Origin of the sequence: Streptomyces sp. NPDC050121 (assembly GCF_044460385.1) — a bacterium.
In the GTDB taxonomy this organism is placed as follows: domain Bacteria; phylum Actinomycetota; class Actinomycetes; order Streptomycetales; family Streptomycetaceae; genus Streptomyces; species Streptomyces soliscabiei.
Window position 1 is genome coordinate 26,642 of record NZ_JBITJV010000044.1, and the last position, 13,769, is coordinate 40,410.

General features: G+C 70.9%; 15 protein-coding genes. 11 read left to right on the forward strand and 4 right to left on the reverse strand.

What is annotated here, in order from left to right; translation table 11 throughout:
* Window positions 1-24: 24 nt before the first annotated feature.
* Entirely contained in the window at window positions 25-810 is a 786-nt protein-coding gene (locus tag ACIBTS_RS41425) for an SDR family NAD(P)-dependent oxidoreductase (RefSeq protein WP_319670947.1), read from the reverse strand.
* Window positions 811-1,046: 236 nt separating this feature from the next.
* Between ACIBTS_RS41425 and ACIBTS_RS41430 the strand changes: the two genes are divergently transcribed.
* The 6 genes from ACIBTS_RS41430 to ACIBTS_RS41455 all read left to right on the forward strand — a co-directional run bounded on the left by ACIBTS_RS41430 (window position 1,047) and on the right by ACIBTS_RS41455 (window position 6,501).
* Entirely contained in the window at window positions 1,047-1,430 is a 384-nt protein-coding gene (locus ACIBTS_RS41430) for an antibiotic biosynthesis monooxygenase family protein (RefSeq protein WP_399326025.1), read from the forward strand.
* Entirely contained in the window at window positions 1,427-2,698 is a 1,272-nt protein-coding gene (locus ACIBTS_RS41435; protein ID WP_399326027.1) for a beta-ketoacyl-[acyl-carrier-protein] synthase family protein, read from the forward strand. Before ACIBTS_RS41430 ends, ACIBTS_RS41435 begins: the two co-directional genes overlap by 4 nt.
* Window positions 2,695-3,918, forward strand: a complete 1,224-nt coding sequence (locus tag ACIBTS_RS41440; RefSeq protein WP_399326029.1) for a ketosynthase chain-length factor — start codon at window positions 2,695-2,697, stop codon at window positions 3,916-3,918. Before ACIBTS_RS41435 ends, ACIBTS_RS41440 begins: the two co-directional genes overlap by 4 nt.
* Window positions 3,919-4,082: 164 nt before the next feature.
* Entirely contained in the window at window positions 4,083-4,361 is a 279-nt protein-coding gene (locus tag ACIBTS_RS41445) for an acyl carrier protein (protein ID WP_319670943.1), read from the forward strand.
* Window positions 4,358-5,464, forward strand: coding sequence for a ketoacyl-ACP synthase III family protein (locus ACIBTS_RS41450; RefSeq protein ID WP_399326031.1), 1,107 nt, complete (start codon window positions 4,358-4,360; stop codon window positions 5,462-5,464). Before ACIBTS_RS41445 ends, ACIBTS_RS41450 begins: the two co-directional genes overlap by 4 nt.
* On the forward strand, window positions 5,461-6,501 hold the full coding sequence (locus ACIBTS_RS41455) for an acyltransferase domain-containing protein (protein WP_399326033.1): 1,041 nt from the start codon (window positions 5,461-5,463) through the stop codon (window positions 6,499-6,501). Before ACIBTS_RS41450 ends, ACIBTS_RS41455 begins: the two co-directional genes overlap by 4 nt.
* 145 nt (window positions 6,502-6,646) lie before the next feature.
* Here ACIBTS_RS41455 and ACIBTS_RS41460 read toward each other — a convergent pair whose 3' ends face one another.
* The gene (locus ACIBTS_RS41460) at window positions 6,647-7,507 is read right to left on the reverse strand and encodes a class I SAM-dependent methyltransferase (RefSeq protein ID WP_319670940.1); all 861 of its coding nucleotides are present in this window, start codon (window positions 7,505-7,507) and stop codon (window positions 6,647-6,649) included.
* 202 nt (window positions 7,508-7,709) lie between these two features.
* Between ACIBTS_RS41460 and ACIBTS_RS41465 the strand changes: the two genes are divergently transcribed.
* The 4 genes from ACIBTS_RS41465 (at window position 7,710) to ACIBTS_RS41480 (ending at window position 11,352) form a co-directional block, all read left to right on the forward strand.
* Window positions 7,710-8,144: an ester cyclase gene (locus ACIBTS_RS41465; protein ID WP_099935957.1), complete on the forward strand. Its 435-nt coding sequence runs from the start codon at window positions 7,710-7,712 to the stop codon at window positions 8,142-8,144.
* A 40-nt stretch (window positions 8,145-8,184) separates the two neighbouring features.
* Window positions 8,185-9,027 carry an AfsR/SARP family transcriptional regulator gene (locus tag ACIBTS_RS41470; protein WP_319670939.1) on the forward strand — a complete coding sequence of 281 codons (843 nt, stop codon included), beginning with the start codon at window positions 8,185-8,187 and terminating at the stop codon, window positions 9,025-9,027.
* 114 nt (window positions 9,028-9,141) lie between these two features.
* A complete protein-coding gene (locus ACIBTS_RS41475; RefSeq protein ID WP_399326036.1) occupies window positions 9,142-9,645 on the forward strand; it encodes a nitroreductase family deazaflavin-dependent oxidoreductase in 504 nt (167 codons plus the stop codon).
* A gap of 78 nt (window positions 9,646-9,723) precedes the next feature.
* Entirely contained in the window at window positions 9,724-11,352 is a 1,629-nt protein-coding gene (locus tag ACIBTS_RS41480; protein ID WP_399326038.1) for an FAD-binding oxidoreductase, read from the forward strand.
* 63 nt (window positions 11,353-11,415) lie between these two features.
* Here ACIBTS_RS41480 and ACIBTS_RS41485 read toward each other — a convergent pair whose 3' ends face one another.
* Together ACIBTS_RS41485 and ACIBTS_RS41490 are read right to left on the reverse strand one after the other, a co-directional pair.
* Entirely contained in the window at window positions 11,416-12,144 is a 729-nt protein-coding gene (locus ACIBTS_RS41485) for a class I SAM-dependent DNA methyltransferase (protein WP_399326040.1), read from the reverse strand.
* 16 nt (window positions 12,145-12,160) lie between these two features.
* Window positions 12,161-13,030: an NAD(P)H-binding protein gene (locus ACIBTS_RS41490; protein ID WP_399326042.1), complete on the reverse strand. Its 870-nt coding sequence runs from the start codon at window positions 13,028-13,030 to the stop codon at window positions 12,161-12,163.
* A gap of 222 nt (window positions 13,031-13,252) precedes the next feature.
* Between ACIBTS_RS41490 and ACIBTS_RS41495 the strand changes: the two genes are divergently transcribed.
* Window positions 13,253-13,690: an ester cyclase gene (locus tag ACIBTS_RS41495; RefSeq protein WP_079659590.1), complete on the forward strand. Its 438-nt coding sequence runs from the start codon at window positions 13,253-13,255 to the stop codon at window positions 13,688-13,690.
* Window positions 13,691-13,769 lie beyond the last annotated feature (79 nt).

A 13,769-nucleotide genomic window follows, 5' to 3' on the forward strand; every position in this document is an offset into this window, starting at 1 on the left:
GGCCGCGCACGGCCGGGCCCGCTGTCAGTAGTTGCCGAGTCCGCCGCAGACGTTCATCGCCTGGGCGGTGATCGACGCGGCCGTCGAGGAGAGGAGGTAGCCGACGAGCCCGGCGACCTCGTCAGGCGTGGAGTAGCGGCCGAGGGGGATCTTCGCCTCGAACCTCTCCAGCACCTCGTCCTCGGTGATGTCCCAGGCGCCGGCGTAGCCCTGGCGCACCCGCTCGGCCATCGGTGTCTCGACGTAGCCCGGGCAGACGGCGTTGACGGTGATGCCCGTCTTCGCCAGCTCCAGGCCCAGGGCCTTGGTGAAGCCGACGACACCGTGCTTGGACGCCGAGTACGGCGCTCCCAGCGCCACGCCCTGCTTGCCGCCCGTCGAGGCGATGTTGACGATCCGTCCGGCACCGCGCTCCAGCATGCCGCCGGTCGTCAGCACCTCACGGGTCATCCGGAAGACGCTGTTGAGGTTGGTCTCGATCACGTCGAGCCACAGCTCGTCGGGGATCTGCGCGGTATGGCCGCCGCCGCTGCGGCCGGCGTTGTTCACCAGCGCGTCGACGGGACCGAACCGGTCCCTGGCCTCCTGGACGAAGGCGCGCACCTGATCGGTGTCGCGTACGTCGCAGACGGCGCCGTCGACGTCGTGACCGGCCTCGCGCAACTCCTTGACGGTGAGGGCGACACGGTCGCCGTCGCGGGCGCAGATGAAGACCCGCGCACCGCCTTCGGCCAGGCTGCGGGCCACGGCGAGACCGATCCCGCTGGTGGCACCGGTGACGATGGCGACGCGTTCTGCTGCTGGCGACATGAAGGCTCCTCAGCGGTCCCTGCGATGGGGTGTCGGACGACTGCGAGGGTGTCAGCGGCCGCTCGAAATGCGCTCGACCCCTGGCCCGGCCCGGGCTCCAGTGGCCTTCCACCCGCCTGCGAGACCAGACACGCAGCGTGGAACGACACGAACGACCGCACGATGTCAAGCGACGCCGGGTCACACGAACGGGTCAAAAAGAGACCGGACAACACCGGGCAACGAGGAGGCCATTGATGACGGATCACGAGCCAGATGCCAAGGAGACCGGTGCCGTGACCTTCGTGAACACCTTCACCGTGCACGTCGAACCCGAGGTGTTCGAGAAGGAGTTCGCGCGGACGTCCGAGTTCATGGCACGGCAGCCGGGCTTCGTCCGGCACACGCTCTCCCAGCACACCGAGCGGCCCGGCCAGTACGTCAACGTCGCCGAGTGGCAGGACGTCGCCTCGTTCCGCGCGGCCGTCTCGCACGCCGACTTCAAACCCCACGCCGGTGCGCTGCGCGCCCTGAGCGAGAGCCGGCCGGAACTGTACCGGGCCCGGCTGCACCGCGAAGGCGACTCGGCGCTCCAGGGCCCGGCGCTCGACGAGACGGCCGATGCGACGGAGGAGATATGACGGCCCGTCGGGTGGTCGTCACCGGACTGGGCGTGATCGCCCCGGGCGGCATCGGCACGAAGGCGTTCTGGGAACGCATCGTCTCCGGCGTCTCCGCCACCAGGACCATCACGGCCTTCGACCCGGCGCCGTTCCGCTCCCGGATGGCCGCCGAGTGCGACTTCGACGGAGCCCGCTTCGGACTGTCGGCCCGCGACACCACGCGACTGGACCGCGCCACCCAGTTCGCCCTGGTCGCCGCCCGCGAGGCGCTGGCCGACAGCGGCATCGACATCGACGACGGCAACGCGCACCGCACCGGCGTCAGCCTCGGCTCCGCCGTGGGATGCACCCAGAAGCTGGAGGAGGAGTACGTCGCGCGCAGCGACGCAGGGCAGCAGTGGCTCGTCGACCACGCTGCGGGCAGCCCGTACCTCTACGACTACTTCGTGCCGAGCTCGATGGCGGCGGAAGTGGCCTGGGAGGCCGGCGCGGAGGGTCCCGTCGCGCTCATCTCGGCGGGCTGCACCTCCGGCCTCGACTCCCTGGGGCACGCCGTCGAACTCATCAGGGAGGGCAGCGCCGACATCATGATCGCCGGGGGCAGCGACGCTCCCATCGCGCCGATCACCGTGGCCTGCTTCGACGCCATCAAGGCGACCTCGCCGCGCAACGACACCCCGGAGCACGCCTCGCGGCCCTTCGACAGGACCCGCAGCGGCTTCGTACTGGGCGAGGGCGCCGCCGTCCTCGTCCTCGAGGAGCGGGAGTCCGCCCTGCGGCGCGGGGCGGACGTCTACGCCGAGATCGCCGGCTTCGCCGCGCGCGCCAACGCCCACCACATGACCGGACTGCGCCCCGACGGACTGGAGATGGCCGCCGCCATCACCGGCGCGCTCGACGACGCCCGGATCGAGCGCGAGTCCGTCGGCTACGTCAACGCGCACGGCACGGCCACCCGGCAGAACGACATCCACGAGACGGCCGCGATCAAGCACAGCCTGGGCGAGCACGCCCACCGGGTTCCGGTCAGCTCCATCAAGGCGGTCATCGGCCACTCGCTCGGCGCCGTCGGCTCCATCGAGGCCGCGGCCTCCGCCCTGGTGATCCGGCACGGCGTGGTGCCCCCCACGGCGGGACTGTACGAGCCGGACCCCCAACTCGACCTCGACTACGTGCCGTTGACCGCGCGTGACCAGCGCACCGACACCGTACTGACGGTGGGCAGCGGCTTCGGTGGCTTTCAGAGCGCGATGGTGCTCACCGCCACGGAAGGGAGGCGCCCATGACCACCACGGCCGTCGTCACCGGAGTCGGCGTGCTCGCGCCCAACGGGATCGGAGCGGAGCAGTACTGGTCGGCGACCCTGCGCGGCGAGAGCGGCATCGGCCGCATCAGCCGCTTCGACGCCTCCTCGTATCCCTCCCGGCTGGCCGGCGAGGTCACCGGGTTCTCGGTGCGTGAGCACATCCCCAGCCGGCTCGTCCCCCAGACCGACCGCACCACGCAGTTCGCCCTGGCGGGCTCCGACTGGGCGCTCGCCGACTCCGGACTGACCGCCGACAGCCTGCCCGCGGCCGAGCGCGGGGTGGTCACCGCCAGCGCCTCCGGCGGGTTCGAGTTCGGCCAGCGCGAACTGGGCCACCTGTGGGGCAAGGACCCGAAGCACGTCAGCGCGTACATGTCCTTCGCCTGGTTCTACGCGGTCAACTCGGGCCAGGTCTCCATCCGGCACGATCTGCGCGGACCCACCGGAGTCGTGGTCACCGACCAGGCGGGCGGCCTCGACGCGATCGCGCAGGCCCGGCGCCGGATCCGCAAGGGCACCCCGCTCATGCTGACGGGCGGCATGGACGCCTCGCTGTGTCCGTACGGGCTCGCCGCGCAGATCTCCGCCGGGATCCTCAGCGAGAACGAGGACCCGACCCGCGCCTACCTGCCCTTCGACGCCGCCGCCGACGGCCATGTGCCGGGCGAGGGCGGGGCGATGGTGACCCTGGAGGACGCGGAGCGGGCCCGGGAACGCGGGGCCCGCAGCTACGGGGAGATCAGCGGGTACGCCGCCACCTTCGACCCGCGCCCCGGCTCGGGCCGGCTCTCCAACCTGGAGCGGGCCGTGCGCGGCGCGCTGGCCGACGCCGGCCTGCGTCCCGGGGACATCGCCTTCGTCCTCGCCGACGGCGCCGGTGAACCGGAAGCCGACCGCGTCGAGGCGCAGGCCCTGACCGCGGTCTTCGGGCCCGAAGGCGTGCCGGTCACCGTCCCCAAGACCATGACGGGACGCCTCTACTCGGGCGCCGCACCGCTCGACCTCGTCACGGCCCTGTTCGCCCTGCGGGACGGCGTCGTCCCGCCGACGGTCCACGTCGACCGACCGGCGACCGGCTACGACATCGACCTCGTGACCGGGTCCCCCCGACCCGTCGGCGGGGACGCCGCGCTCGTACTGGCCCGGGGACGCGGGGGATTCAACAGCGCCATGGTCGTACGCCGCCCGTCGGCGGCCTGAGGCCCAGCCGCCCACCACCGCTCCGATCCACCCAACCCGTCCGATCCACCCAACCCGTCCGATCCACCCAACCCGTCCGATCCACCCAACCCGTCCGCTCCGCCCGGCCGCGCCGCACGCGGCCGGCCCCACCGCGGCCCACGGGGCCGCCCCTTGGAGACGTCATGTCCGCTTTCACCATGGAAGACCTGTTCCGGATCATGCGTGAGTGCGCAGGCGAGGAGGAGACCGTCGACCTGTCGAGCGCCGCCGCGGAGCAGGAGTTCTCCCTGCTCGGCTACGACTCGCTGGCCCTCATGGAGGCGATCAGCAGGGTGGAGCGCGGCTTCGGGGTCGAGCTGCCCGAGGAGACGCTCGGCGAGGCGCTGACCCCGGCGGCGTTCGTCGACGTCGTCAACGCCGCACTCGCCGAGCGCACGCCCGCGGTGGAGGCCGCCGGATGACCGAGGCGGGCCTCGGCGCGAGGGGCGCTCCCGTCGTTCAGGCCCCGGCGCCGGACATCCGGATCGCGGGGTGCGCGGCCTGGCTGCCGCCCCGCACACCGGTCGCGGACGCCGTCGCGGCCGGGGAGTGCGACGAGGCTCTGGCCATGACGACCGGCATGGTGTCGGTGGCCGTGGCGCAGGACGAGCCGGCGCCGGAGATGGCGGCCCGCGCCGCCCGGACCGCCCTCGGGCGCGCCGGCTTCGACGACGTGTCGCTGATCCTGCACGCCAGCTTCTTCTATCAGGGGCACGACCTGTGGGCGCCCGCCTCGTACATCCAGCGCACCGCCGTCGGCAACCAGTGCCCCGCGATCGAGGTCGGGCAGGTCTCCAACGGCGGTATGGCCGCGCTCGGCCTCGCGGTCGATCATCTGCGGGCCGGCCCGACGGCCGGCGAGGCGGACCGGCGGGTGCTGGTGACGACCGGTGACGCCTTCCGCCCGCCCGGCTTCGACCGCTGGCGCAGCGACTCGGGAACCTTCTACGGGGACGGGGGCACCGCCCTCGTGCTGTCCTCGCGGGAGGGCTTCGCCCGGATCCGGGGCCTGGCCACCGTCTCCGCACCGGAGTTGGAGGGGATGCACCGCGGTGACGACCCCTTCGGCAGTGCCCCGTTCAGTCACCGGCCGGTCGTCGACCTGGACGCCTGCAAGAAGGACTTCCTGGCCACCCGCCGGGTCACCCAGGTGATCGCGGCGAGCGGAGCCGCGCAGGACGCCGCCGTCGAGCAGGCCCTCGCCGCGGCCGGGGTCACGCTCGCCGACGTCGACCGTTTCGTCCTTCCGCACCTGGGCCGCAAGCGGCTGCGGGCAGGGCATCTCGCCCGCTTCGGGATCGCGGAGGAGCGCACGACCTGGGAGTGGAGCCGCAGTATCGGGCACCTCGGCGCCGGTGACCAGATCGCCGGGTTCGACCACCTGGTCGGCTCGGGGACCCTGGGCGCCGGGGACCTGGTCGTGTGGATGAGCGTGGGCGCGGGGTTCACCTACTCCTGCGCGGTCGTCGAAATGCTGGAACGGCCCGACTGGGCGGGCACGACACCTACGGGAGACGTCGGATGACCGCCGCACAGCCTCTGCCCGTCGCCCTGCTGCTGCCGGGTCAGGGCTCCCAGCACCAGCGGATGGCGGCGGGACTCTACGGACACGAGCCGGTGTTCACCGCGGCGATGGACGAGTTCTTCGACGCGGCGGGCCCCGAGGGCGGTCCGCTGCGCGAGGACTGGCTGGCCGAACGGCCCGCCACGGACATGGACCACGTCACCCGCTCGCAGCCGCTGCTCTTCGCCGTGGACCACGCGCTGGGCCGGCTGGTGCTGAGCTGGGGGGTGCGCCCGGCGGCCCTGCTGGGACACAGCATCGGGGAGCTGGCCTCGGTGGCACTGGCCGGGGTGTTCGGCCTTCGGGACGCGACCGGCCTGGTGCTCGACCGGGTACGACGGCTGGCCGAGGCCCCGCCGGGCGGCATGCTCGCGGTCGCCGCGTCCACGGCGGAGGTGACGCCGTATCTGAGCGGAGACGTCGTGGTCGGCGCGGTCAACGCCCCGCGCCAGACCGTGCTGGCCGGCCCCGACGGCCCGCTGGACAAGGTCGACCGTACGCTGCGGGAGGCGGGGTTCGTCTGCCGTCGGGTGCCGTCGCTCAGTGCCTTCCACAGTCCGGTGCTCGAACCCGCCTGCCGGGGCGCGGCCGAACGCTTCGCCGCGGTGGACAAGAGCACACCGTCCCTGCCGGTCCACTCCGCCTACACCCCCGGACCGTTGACGGAGTCCGCCATCGACGATCCCTCCTTCTGGGCACTGCAGCCGGTGGCGCCCGTGCTCTTCTGGCCCGCGCTGGAAGGGCTGTTGGCGACCGGCGACCATCTGCTGCTGGAGGTCGGACCGGGGCAGGGCCTGTCCCAGGTGGCCCGCCGTCACCCGGCCGTCCGGCGGGGGACCAGCGCGGTGGTGTCACTGCTCCCGGCCCGGCCGGGCCCACCGGAGGCGGACCGGGCCGCGCTGGACGCCGCAGTGGCCCGAATGGAGGAGGCGGGCCACCCGATCGCCCGCACAGCCGCGGCCCACGACCACCCGCACCCCCGCACCACAACCGCCTGACCGCACCCGACCGACGCCGCGCCCCCGCTTTGTTCACGGGGGCGCGGCGTCGTTCGGGTGCGGAGTGACGCGGTACGGGCCGGGGCAGGGTGCCGGTTCCGCACGGTCGCCGTACGGAACCGGTCGCTGTACGAATCCGGTCGGGCTAGGCGCGGACGGTCGCCGTGACGTAGCGCACGGGCGTGTCGATCGTGAGCGGCCCGTCCCCGTCACGCATCGCGTCGAGCGAGGTGATCAGCCGCTCCCGCAGCTGCCGGCGCTTGTCGTCCGAGAGGTGGTTCCACAGCAGGCGCATGCCCTGCGTGTGGGACCAGTCCACCCATGCCAGACCCGACTCGGCCACCAGGTGGACGGGCTCGTCGACGACCGACACCTCCTGGAAGCCGGCCTTCTCCAGGGTGCGGGTGAGGTCGGCCGGGTCCGCGAGCCAGCTGTTGAAGCGCTGCTGGAGACGCTCGGGCTGCCACTGCGGCGGCAGGTCGAGCAGCAGCTCGCGCGGGATGAGCTCGGTGAACACCGGGGGCAGGAAGGGGAAGGTGTCGTCGCTGAACACCGGGCTGGTGAAGGCGAGCCGCCCGCCGGGCGAGAGCAGCGGCGCGTAACGGGCGAGGGCCGCGGGCGCGTCGGGCAGGAAGATGACGCTGTAGCTGCCCAGGACCACATCGAAGGAGCGCGGTTCGAAATCGGGGTGCTCCCCGTCCATCACCCGCAGATCCACCGTGGTGGTGTTCCGCAGCGCCGCTTCCTTCGCGGCCTCCTCGATCATCGCCTCGGCGACGTCGATGCCCACCACGCTGCCGTTCGGCCCCACGCGTTCGGCCGCCGGGAAGACACAGGCCCCCCGGCCGCAGCCGACGTCGAGGACCCGCTCGCCCTCCCCGGGGGCCGCCCGTTCCACCAGCCGCCGGCCCATCGGAGTGAAGAACTCCACGCCGAGCCGGTCGTAGGAGGCCGCGGCGCTGTTGAAGGCGGCCGCCACCTCGGATTTGTACGTGGACGTGTCCACTGACCCTCCCGCTCTCTCGGTGGATTCACCACCTTTCCCGCCCTGTCTCGGGCACGGATGGAGGGGTCTTGGAGCGCCACTGGACTGTGGCTGGATAAAAAGCAAAGAACTCCGTGGGACGCCTGTCGGCCCTTGTTCCCGACGGTGTCGTCTCCTAAGAATTGATTCCGTCACGTACCGCACCGATTCAGGAGGAGAAAACGTGAGCGAGCAGATAGCGAGCGTTCGGCGCCTGGTGGAGGCGTACAACACCGGGAAAACGGACGATGTGGCCGACTACATCCATCCGGAATACATGAATCCGGGAACTCTGGAATTCACCTCGCTGCGCGGCCCTGAGCTTTTCGCGATCAATGTCGCATGGGTCAAGAAGACGTTCTCGGAGGAGGCCCGCCTGGAAGAGGTGGGCATCGAGGAGAACGGCGACTGGGTGCGTGCCCGGCTGGTGCTCTACGGGCGGCACGTCGGCGAGATGGTCGGCATGGCGCCCACCGGGCGGCTCTTCTCCGGTGAGCAGATCCATCTCTTCCACTTCGTCGACGGAAAGATCCACCACCACCGCGACTGGCCCGACTACCAGGGCACCTACCGCCAGCTCGGTGAGCCGTGGCCGGAGAAGGAGCACCGCCGTCCGTGACGGCGGGTTCCTCGACGCCGGGAAAGCAGGGGGAAGCTCGATGGAGTTCGGAGTGCTGGGGCCGTTGTACGTGCGGGTGAACGGGGAGACGACCGCCCCGAGCGCCCCGAAACTGCGCAACGTACTGGCGATGCTGCTCGTCCACACGGGACACGTGGTGCCCGTGCCTTCGCTGGTGCGGGATCTGTGGGACGACGATCCACCCGTCAGCGGTCTGACCACGCTGCAGACGTACATCCTGAATCTGCGCAAGATGTTCTCCGCGATCACCGGGCTGACCACGGACGAGGTGGCCCGCGACATCCTGGTGACCCGGGCGGGCGGTTATCTGCTGACCGCCGAGGCGGGAGCGCTCGACCTCCACCGCTACCGGCGCCTGGTGACCTCCGGCCGTGAGGCCCTGGTGCGCGGCGACGACGCGGCCGGGGTGCGGGATCTCAACGAGGCGCTCCTGCTGTGGCGGGGCCCCGCGCTGGTCGACGTACCGGCCGGGCGGGTGCTGGAGAGCAGGCGCCGGCAACTGGAGGAGTCCCGGCTCGCCGCCTTCGAGTACCTGGTCGACGTGGAGCTGCGGCTCGGCCTGTACCGCGAGGTGCTGGCCGAGCTGGCGGCCCTCACGGTGGAGAACCCGCTGCACGAGGGCCTGCACGGCCAGTACATGTGGGCTCTTCATCTCAGCGGGCGCAGGGCCCAGGCGCTGCAGGTCTTCCACCGGCTGCGCGGTGCGCTGGTCGCGGGGCTCGGCCTGGAGCCGGGGCCTCAGGTGCAGCGACTGCACCAGGCGGTGCTGAACGCGGACACCGACTTCGAGCCCCGCTTCGCCGTGGGCCGGACCCCGGTCGCCATGCCCGCCACCGCCTTCGGCGGGGGACGTCCCTACTGACGCCCCAGCTGACCCCCCCCGACCGACGTACCCGGTATTCAAATTTGATTGCGCCGCCGGGCCCGGCGTGACTAGGGTGCATCTAGACAAATTTGATCAGTTCGGGGAGGGGTCATGCCGGAGGAGCGCCTGCCGGAGCAGGGTTCGGAGCAGGGTCCGGAGCAGCCGGAACAACTGGAACAGCAGGACGAGACGCCCATCGACAACCCGACGGGCTGGGTCGCGGCGCACATCCGCCGCTACGACCGCAGCGGCGGCAAGGACGGGCAGAAGTGGTACGGGCTCGACACCCTGCTCCTCACCACCCGCGGCCGCAAATCGGGCAAGCTGCGCCGCACCGCGGTGATCTACGGCCGTGACGGCGAGAACGTCATCGTGGTCGGCTCGAACGCCGGAAAGCCGGAGCATCCGCTCTGGTATCTCAATCTGGTCGCCTCGCCCGAGGCGCATGTCCAGATCGGCGAGGAACATCTCGACGTGCGTGCGCGCACGGCGAACGCCGAGGAGAAGCCGGAGCTCTGGAAGCTCATGACGGGGATTTTCCCGCAGTACAAGAGTTACCAGAAGAAAACCAGCAGGGATATTCCCGTGGTGATCCTGGAGCCCGTCAAGCCGTAACCGCCGACGGCCCGTGACGTCCGGCTCCGGTCGAATGTTCAGAGAAAATTCATGGCAGGAAAAGGGAAGGTGTTTGTGTTGAACGAATTCACGCGCCGCGGATTCCTCGGCAGCGCGGCAGCGGTCGGCGGGGCCACTGTGGTGACCACAGCCCTCCCGGGGGTCCAGACCGCCGAGGCGGCCGTCCCGGAAGCGGCGGCAGGCGGTGCGTGCGGCGCCCCGACCGGACTCGTCCAGGTGGACCGGACCGACCGGCGCTACCAGGACCTGGTCAGCAGGGGCTTCAACGGGCGGTTCCGCGGCAAGCCCGACACCGTGTACGTCGTGCACACCGCGGACCAGGTCGTCGACGCGGTGAACCGGGCCCTGGACGCGGGCCGGCGGATCGCCGTGCGCAGCGGCGGCCACTGCTTCGAGGGCTTCGTCGACGACCCCGCCGTCCAGGCCGTCATCGACATGTCCGAGATGAGACAGGTCTGCTACGACTCCGCCAAGCGGGCGTTCGCCGTGGAGCCCGGCGCCACGCTCGGGGAGACGTACCGCACCCTGTACCTCGACTGGGGTGTGACCATCCCGGCCGGCGTCTGCCCCCAGGTGGGCGTCGGCGGCCATGTCCTCGGCGGTGGCTACGGCCCGCTCTCCCGCCGTGACGGAGTGGTGGCCGACCACCTGTACGCGGTCGAGGTCGTCGTCGTCGACGCCTCGGGCCGGGCCCGCAAGGTCGTGGCCACCAGTGCCGCGAACGACCCCAACCGTGAGCTGTGGTGGGCCCACACCGGGGGAGGGGGAGGCAATTTCGGGATCGTCACCCGGTACTGGTTCCGCACGCCCGGCGCCACCGGCAGCGATCCGTCCGCACTGCTGCCCAAGGCCCCCAAGTCCACCCTGCGGCACATCGTGACCTGGGAATGGTCCGCCCTCACCGAGAAGGCGTTCACCCGGATCATCGACAACCACGGGGTCTGGCACCAGCACAACAGCGCCGCCGACACCCCGTACGCCAGTCTGCACAGCGTCTTCTACCTCAACAGCCGGGCGGCCGGACAGATCCTGTTGGACATCCAGATCGACGGCGGACTCGACGGCGCCGAAGGACTGTTGAACGACTTCGTGGCCGCGATCAACGAGGGCACGGGTGTGCAGCCCACCGTCCAGCGGAGCACGCAGCCGTGGCTGCGCGCCACCCTGGCCAACAAGTTCGACACCGGCGGCTTCGACCGGACCAAGTCGAAGGGCGCGTATCTGCGCAAGCCGTGGACCGCCGCCCAGTCCGCCACCCTCTACCGCTACCTGAGCGCCGACTCCCAGGTGTGGGGCGAGGTCTCGCTCTACTCCTACGGCGCGAAGGTCAACTCCGTGCCGGAGACGGCCACCGCCACCGCCCAGCGCGACTCCATCATCAAGGTGTGGATGTCCGCGACCTGGATGGATCCCACGCAGGACGACGCCAACCTCGCCTGGATCCGGGAGATCTACCGCGACGTCTTCGCCACCACCGGCGGCGTCCCGGTGCCCGGCGACCGCACCGAGGGCACCTTCATCAACTACCCCGACATCGATCTGACCGACCCCCAGTGGAACACCTCGGGAGTGCCCTGGCACACCCTCTACTACAAGGGGAACTACCCGCGCCTGCAGCAGGTCAAGGCCCGCTGGGACCCCAAGAACGTCTTCCGGCACGCGCTGTCCGTACGACTGCCCGACTGACGACGACGAAGGTGCGGTGACCGCTTGAAGCGACCACCGCACCTTCTGCGTACCCGGGTTCGCTCAGTGCCGGCCGCCCTCGGCCCGGCCCGCGAGGAACAGGCCACGGCCCGACTGGATCCCCTCGACGAAGGTCACGCGCAGACCGGCGCGCGTGAACGCCTCCTCGTACTCGGCCCGGGTGAAGAGGGTCAGGGCGTGCGTCTCCGCGAAGTGCTGTATGCCGCTGTCCGGTTCGGCCACCACGTAGTGCACGACCATGTGCGAGGTGCGCCCCTCGCGCTCCGTGTACGAGACACGGGTCATCGTCCGCCGCCCCACGGTCACCGTGTCCCCGCTCACATGGCGTTCGAGGGATGTCTCCAGGAACCACCAGGGGTCGACCGCGACGACACCGCCCGGCGCCAGATGCTCGGCGAACGACCGCAGCGTGGAGGTGAGTTCGGCGGTGTCCTTCAGATAGGCGATCGAGCCGAACATGCAGGTGATCGCGTCGTAGGAGCGCCCCAGGGAGAGGTCGCGCATGTCGCCGCGGTGCAGAACGGCGGCGGGCGCCGCGGTGCGGGCCATCGTCAGCATGGCGTCGGACAGCTCCAGCCCTTCGACCTTGTCGAAGAGTTCGGCGAAGTGACGCAGATGCGCGCCGGTGCCGCAGGCGACGTCCAGCAACGAGGCCGCCTGCGGATTGCGGGCCCGGACGAGCCCCGCGACGGTGGCGGCCTCCGCCCGGTAGTCCTTGCCGCGCGACTCGTGGAGCAGCTCGTAGATCTCGGCCATCCCGGGTCCGTACATGGTGGAATCCCCTCCCTCAGCTGGAACTGCTGGAACTGCTGGAACTGCTGGAACTGCTGAAACTGTCGGCGTGGTCCGCCGCCCAGCTCGCGAAGGTGCGTGCCTCCCGGCCCGTGACCTTCCGCACCACATCGGTCACCGGGCCGGGGGTGACGGCCGACTCGGCGAGGTAGTCGAGCAGCATCTCGACGACCGGCGGCGGCATGAAGCCGCTCATCGCCTCGCGCCCGGCCTCACGGCTCAGCTCCTCGAAGCGGATCTCCCGGCCGATCGCCTCCCCCACCGCCCGGACCTGCTCGATCTGCGTCAGTGCCTGGGGCCCCGTCACCAGGTACTGCGCACCCGCGTGCCCGTCCTCCAGCAGCGCGGCCGCCACCACTGCGGCGATGTCGGCTTCGTGGACGATCGCGCGGGCGGCCCTGGCGTACGGGGCGCGCACCACGTTCTGCGTCCGGATGGATTCCCCCCACTTCCACAGGACGTTGCCGGCGAACTCGTCGGGGCGTACGAAGGTCCAGTCCGCCCCGCTGTCCTCGACGGCCCGCTCGACCGTCCGGTGGTGCTGGTGGCTGGGATTGCTCTCGTCCTCGAGCACCGAGCTGGACGACAGGACGACGATGTGCCGGACCCCCGCCTTGCGGGCCAGCGCCGCGACCTCGTGGGCGGTCTCGGGCACCGGGAAGAGGTACATCCGGTCGACGCCCTCCAGCGCGGCGGGCAGGGTCTTCGGCTGCTCCAGGTCGCCCTGGACGACCTCGACGCCGGCCGGCAGCGCGGCGGTCCCGGGTGTCCGGGTGAGCGCCCGCACATGATGCCCCGAGGCCACCAGGCCCTCCGTGACATGGCGGCCGACCCTGCCCGTGGCACCGGTCAACAGAATGTTCAAGGTCCCTCCTCGGCAAGCGAAGCGGTACCCCCCCGGAAGTCTTCCGGAGAGGCGATCGCAGGACGCCAAGGCTGGCGTGCCGGGCTAGAGGACCCGGTGAGCGCCGATGGATCCGCACCCGCCCGCCCCGCTCCAGGAGGACTGGAGCGATACACCAGCCGTTCTCGTGCGGGTCGGGGGCAGTCTGGCGTGACATCGTCCGCGAGACTGTGAGGAATCGCCATGTCATTGGCCGAGCGCAAGGCGTTGTGTCTGGAGATGGTCGCCGCCTGGAACCGGTGGGACCTGAGCGGGATCATCAAGCACTGGTCGCCGGACATCGTGCACTACTCCGAGGACACCGAGGTGAGTTCCGCCGACATGATCAAACTCATGGAGGCCGGGCTGAAGGCGTTCCCCGATCTCCAGCTCGAAGTGAAGAGCATCATGGCCGAGGAGGACCGGGTCATCCTGCGCATCACCGTGACCGCCACCCACCAGAACGAGTTCATGGGCGTGAAACCGACCGGACAGCGCGTCAGCTGGCACCTGGTGGAGGAGCTGCGCTTCGCCGACGCCAAGGTCGTGGAGCACTGGGACGTCATCAACATGCGTCCCCTGCTGGTCCAGTTGGGCAAGCTGCCGGACGTTCCGAAGGTGGAGCTGGAAGCAAGCGCCTGACCTGTCCGGACGTTCAGCCGCCGGTGTGCCGCTCCACCGGCGGGAGCCCGGGGGTGCGGGCGTGCTCCGCACCCCCGGG

Coding starts and splice junctions, on each gene's coding strand:
- ACIBTS_RS41425 (WP_319670947.1), bottom strand. CDS start 810: ATGTCGCCAGCAGCAGAACGCGTCGCCATCGTCACCGGTGCCACCAGC.
- ACIBTS_RS41430 (WP_399326025.1), top strand. CDS start 1,047: ATGACGGATCACGAGCCAGATGCCAAGGAGACCGGTGCCGTGACCTTC.
- ACIBTS_RS41435 (WP_399326027.1), top strand. CDS start 1,427: ATGACGGCCCGTCGGGTGGTCGTCACCGGACTGGGCGTGATCGCCCCG.
- ACIBTS_RS41440 (WP_399326029.1), top strand. CDS start 2,695: ATGACCACCACGGCCGTCGTCACCGGAGTCGGCGTGCTCGCGCCCAAC.
- ACIBTS_RS41445 (WP_319670943.1), top strand. CDS start 4,083: ATGTCCGCTTTCACCATGGAAGACCTGTTCCGGATCATGCGTGAGTGC.
- ACIBTS_RS41450 (WP_399326031.1), top strand. CDS start 4,358: ATGACCGAGGCGGGCCTCGGCGCGAGGGGCGCTCCCGTCGTTCAGGCC.
- ACIBTS_RS41455 (WP_399326033.1), top strand. CDS start 5,461: ATGACCGCCGCACAGCCTCTGCCCGTCGCCCTGCTGCTGCCGGGTCAG.
- ACIBTS_RS41470 (WP_319670939.1), top strand. CDS start 8,185: ATGGAGTTCGGAGTGCTGGGGCCGTTGTACGTGCGGGTGAACGGGGAG.
- ACIBTS_RS41475 (WP_399326036.1), top strand. CDS start 9,142: ATGCCGGAGGAGCGCCTGCCGGAGCAGGGTTCGGAGCAGGGTCCGGAG.
- ACIBTS_RS41485 (WP_399326040.1), bottom strand. CDS start 12,144: ATGTACGGACCCGGGATGGCCGAGATCTACGAGCTGCTCCACGAGTCG.
- ACIBTS_RS41495 (WP_079659590.1), top strand. CDS start 13,253: ATGTCATTGGCCGAGCGCAAGGCGTTGTGTCTGGAGATGGTCGCCGCC.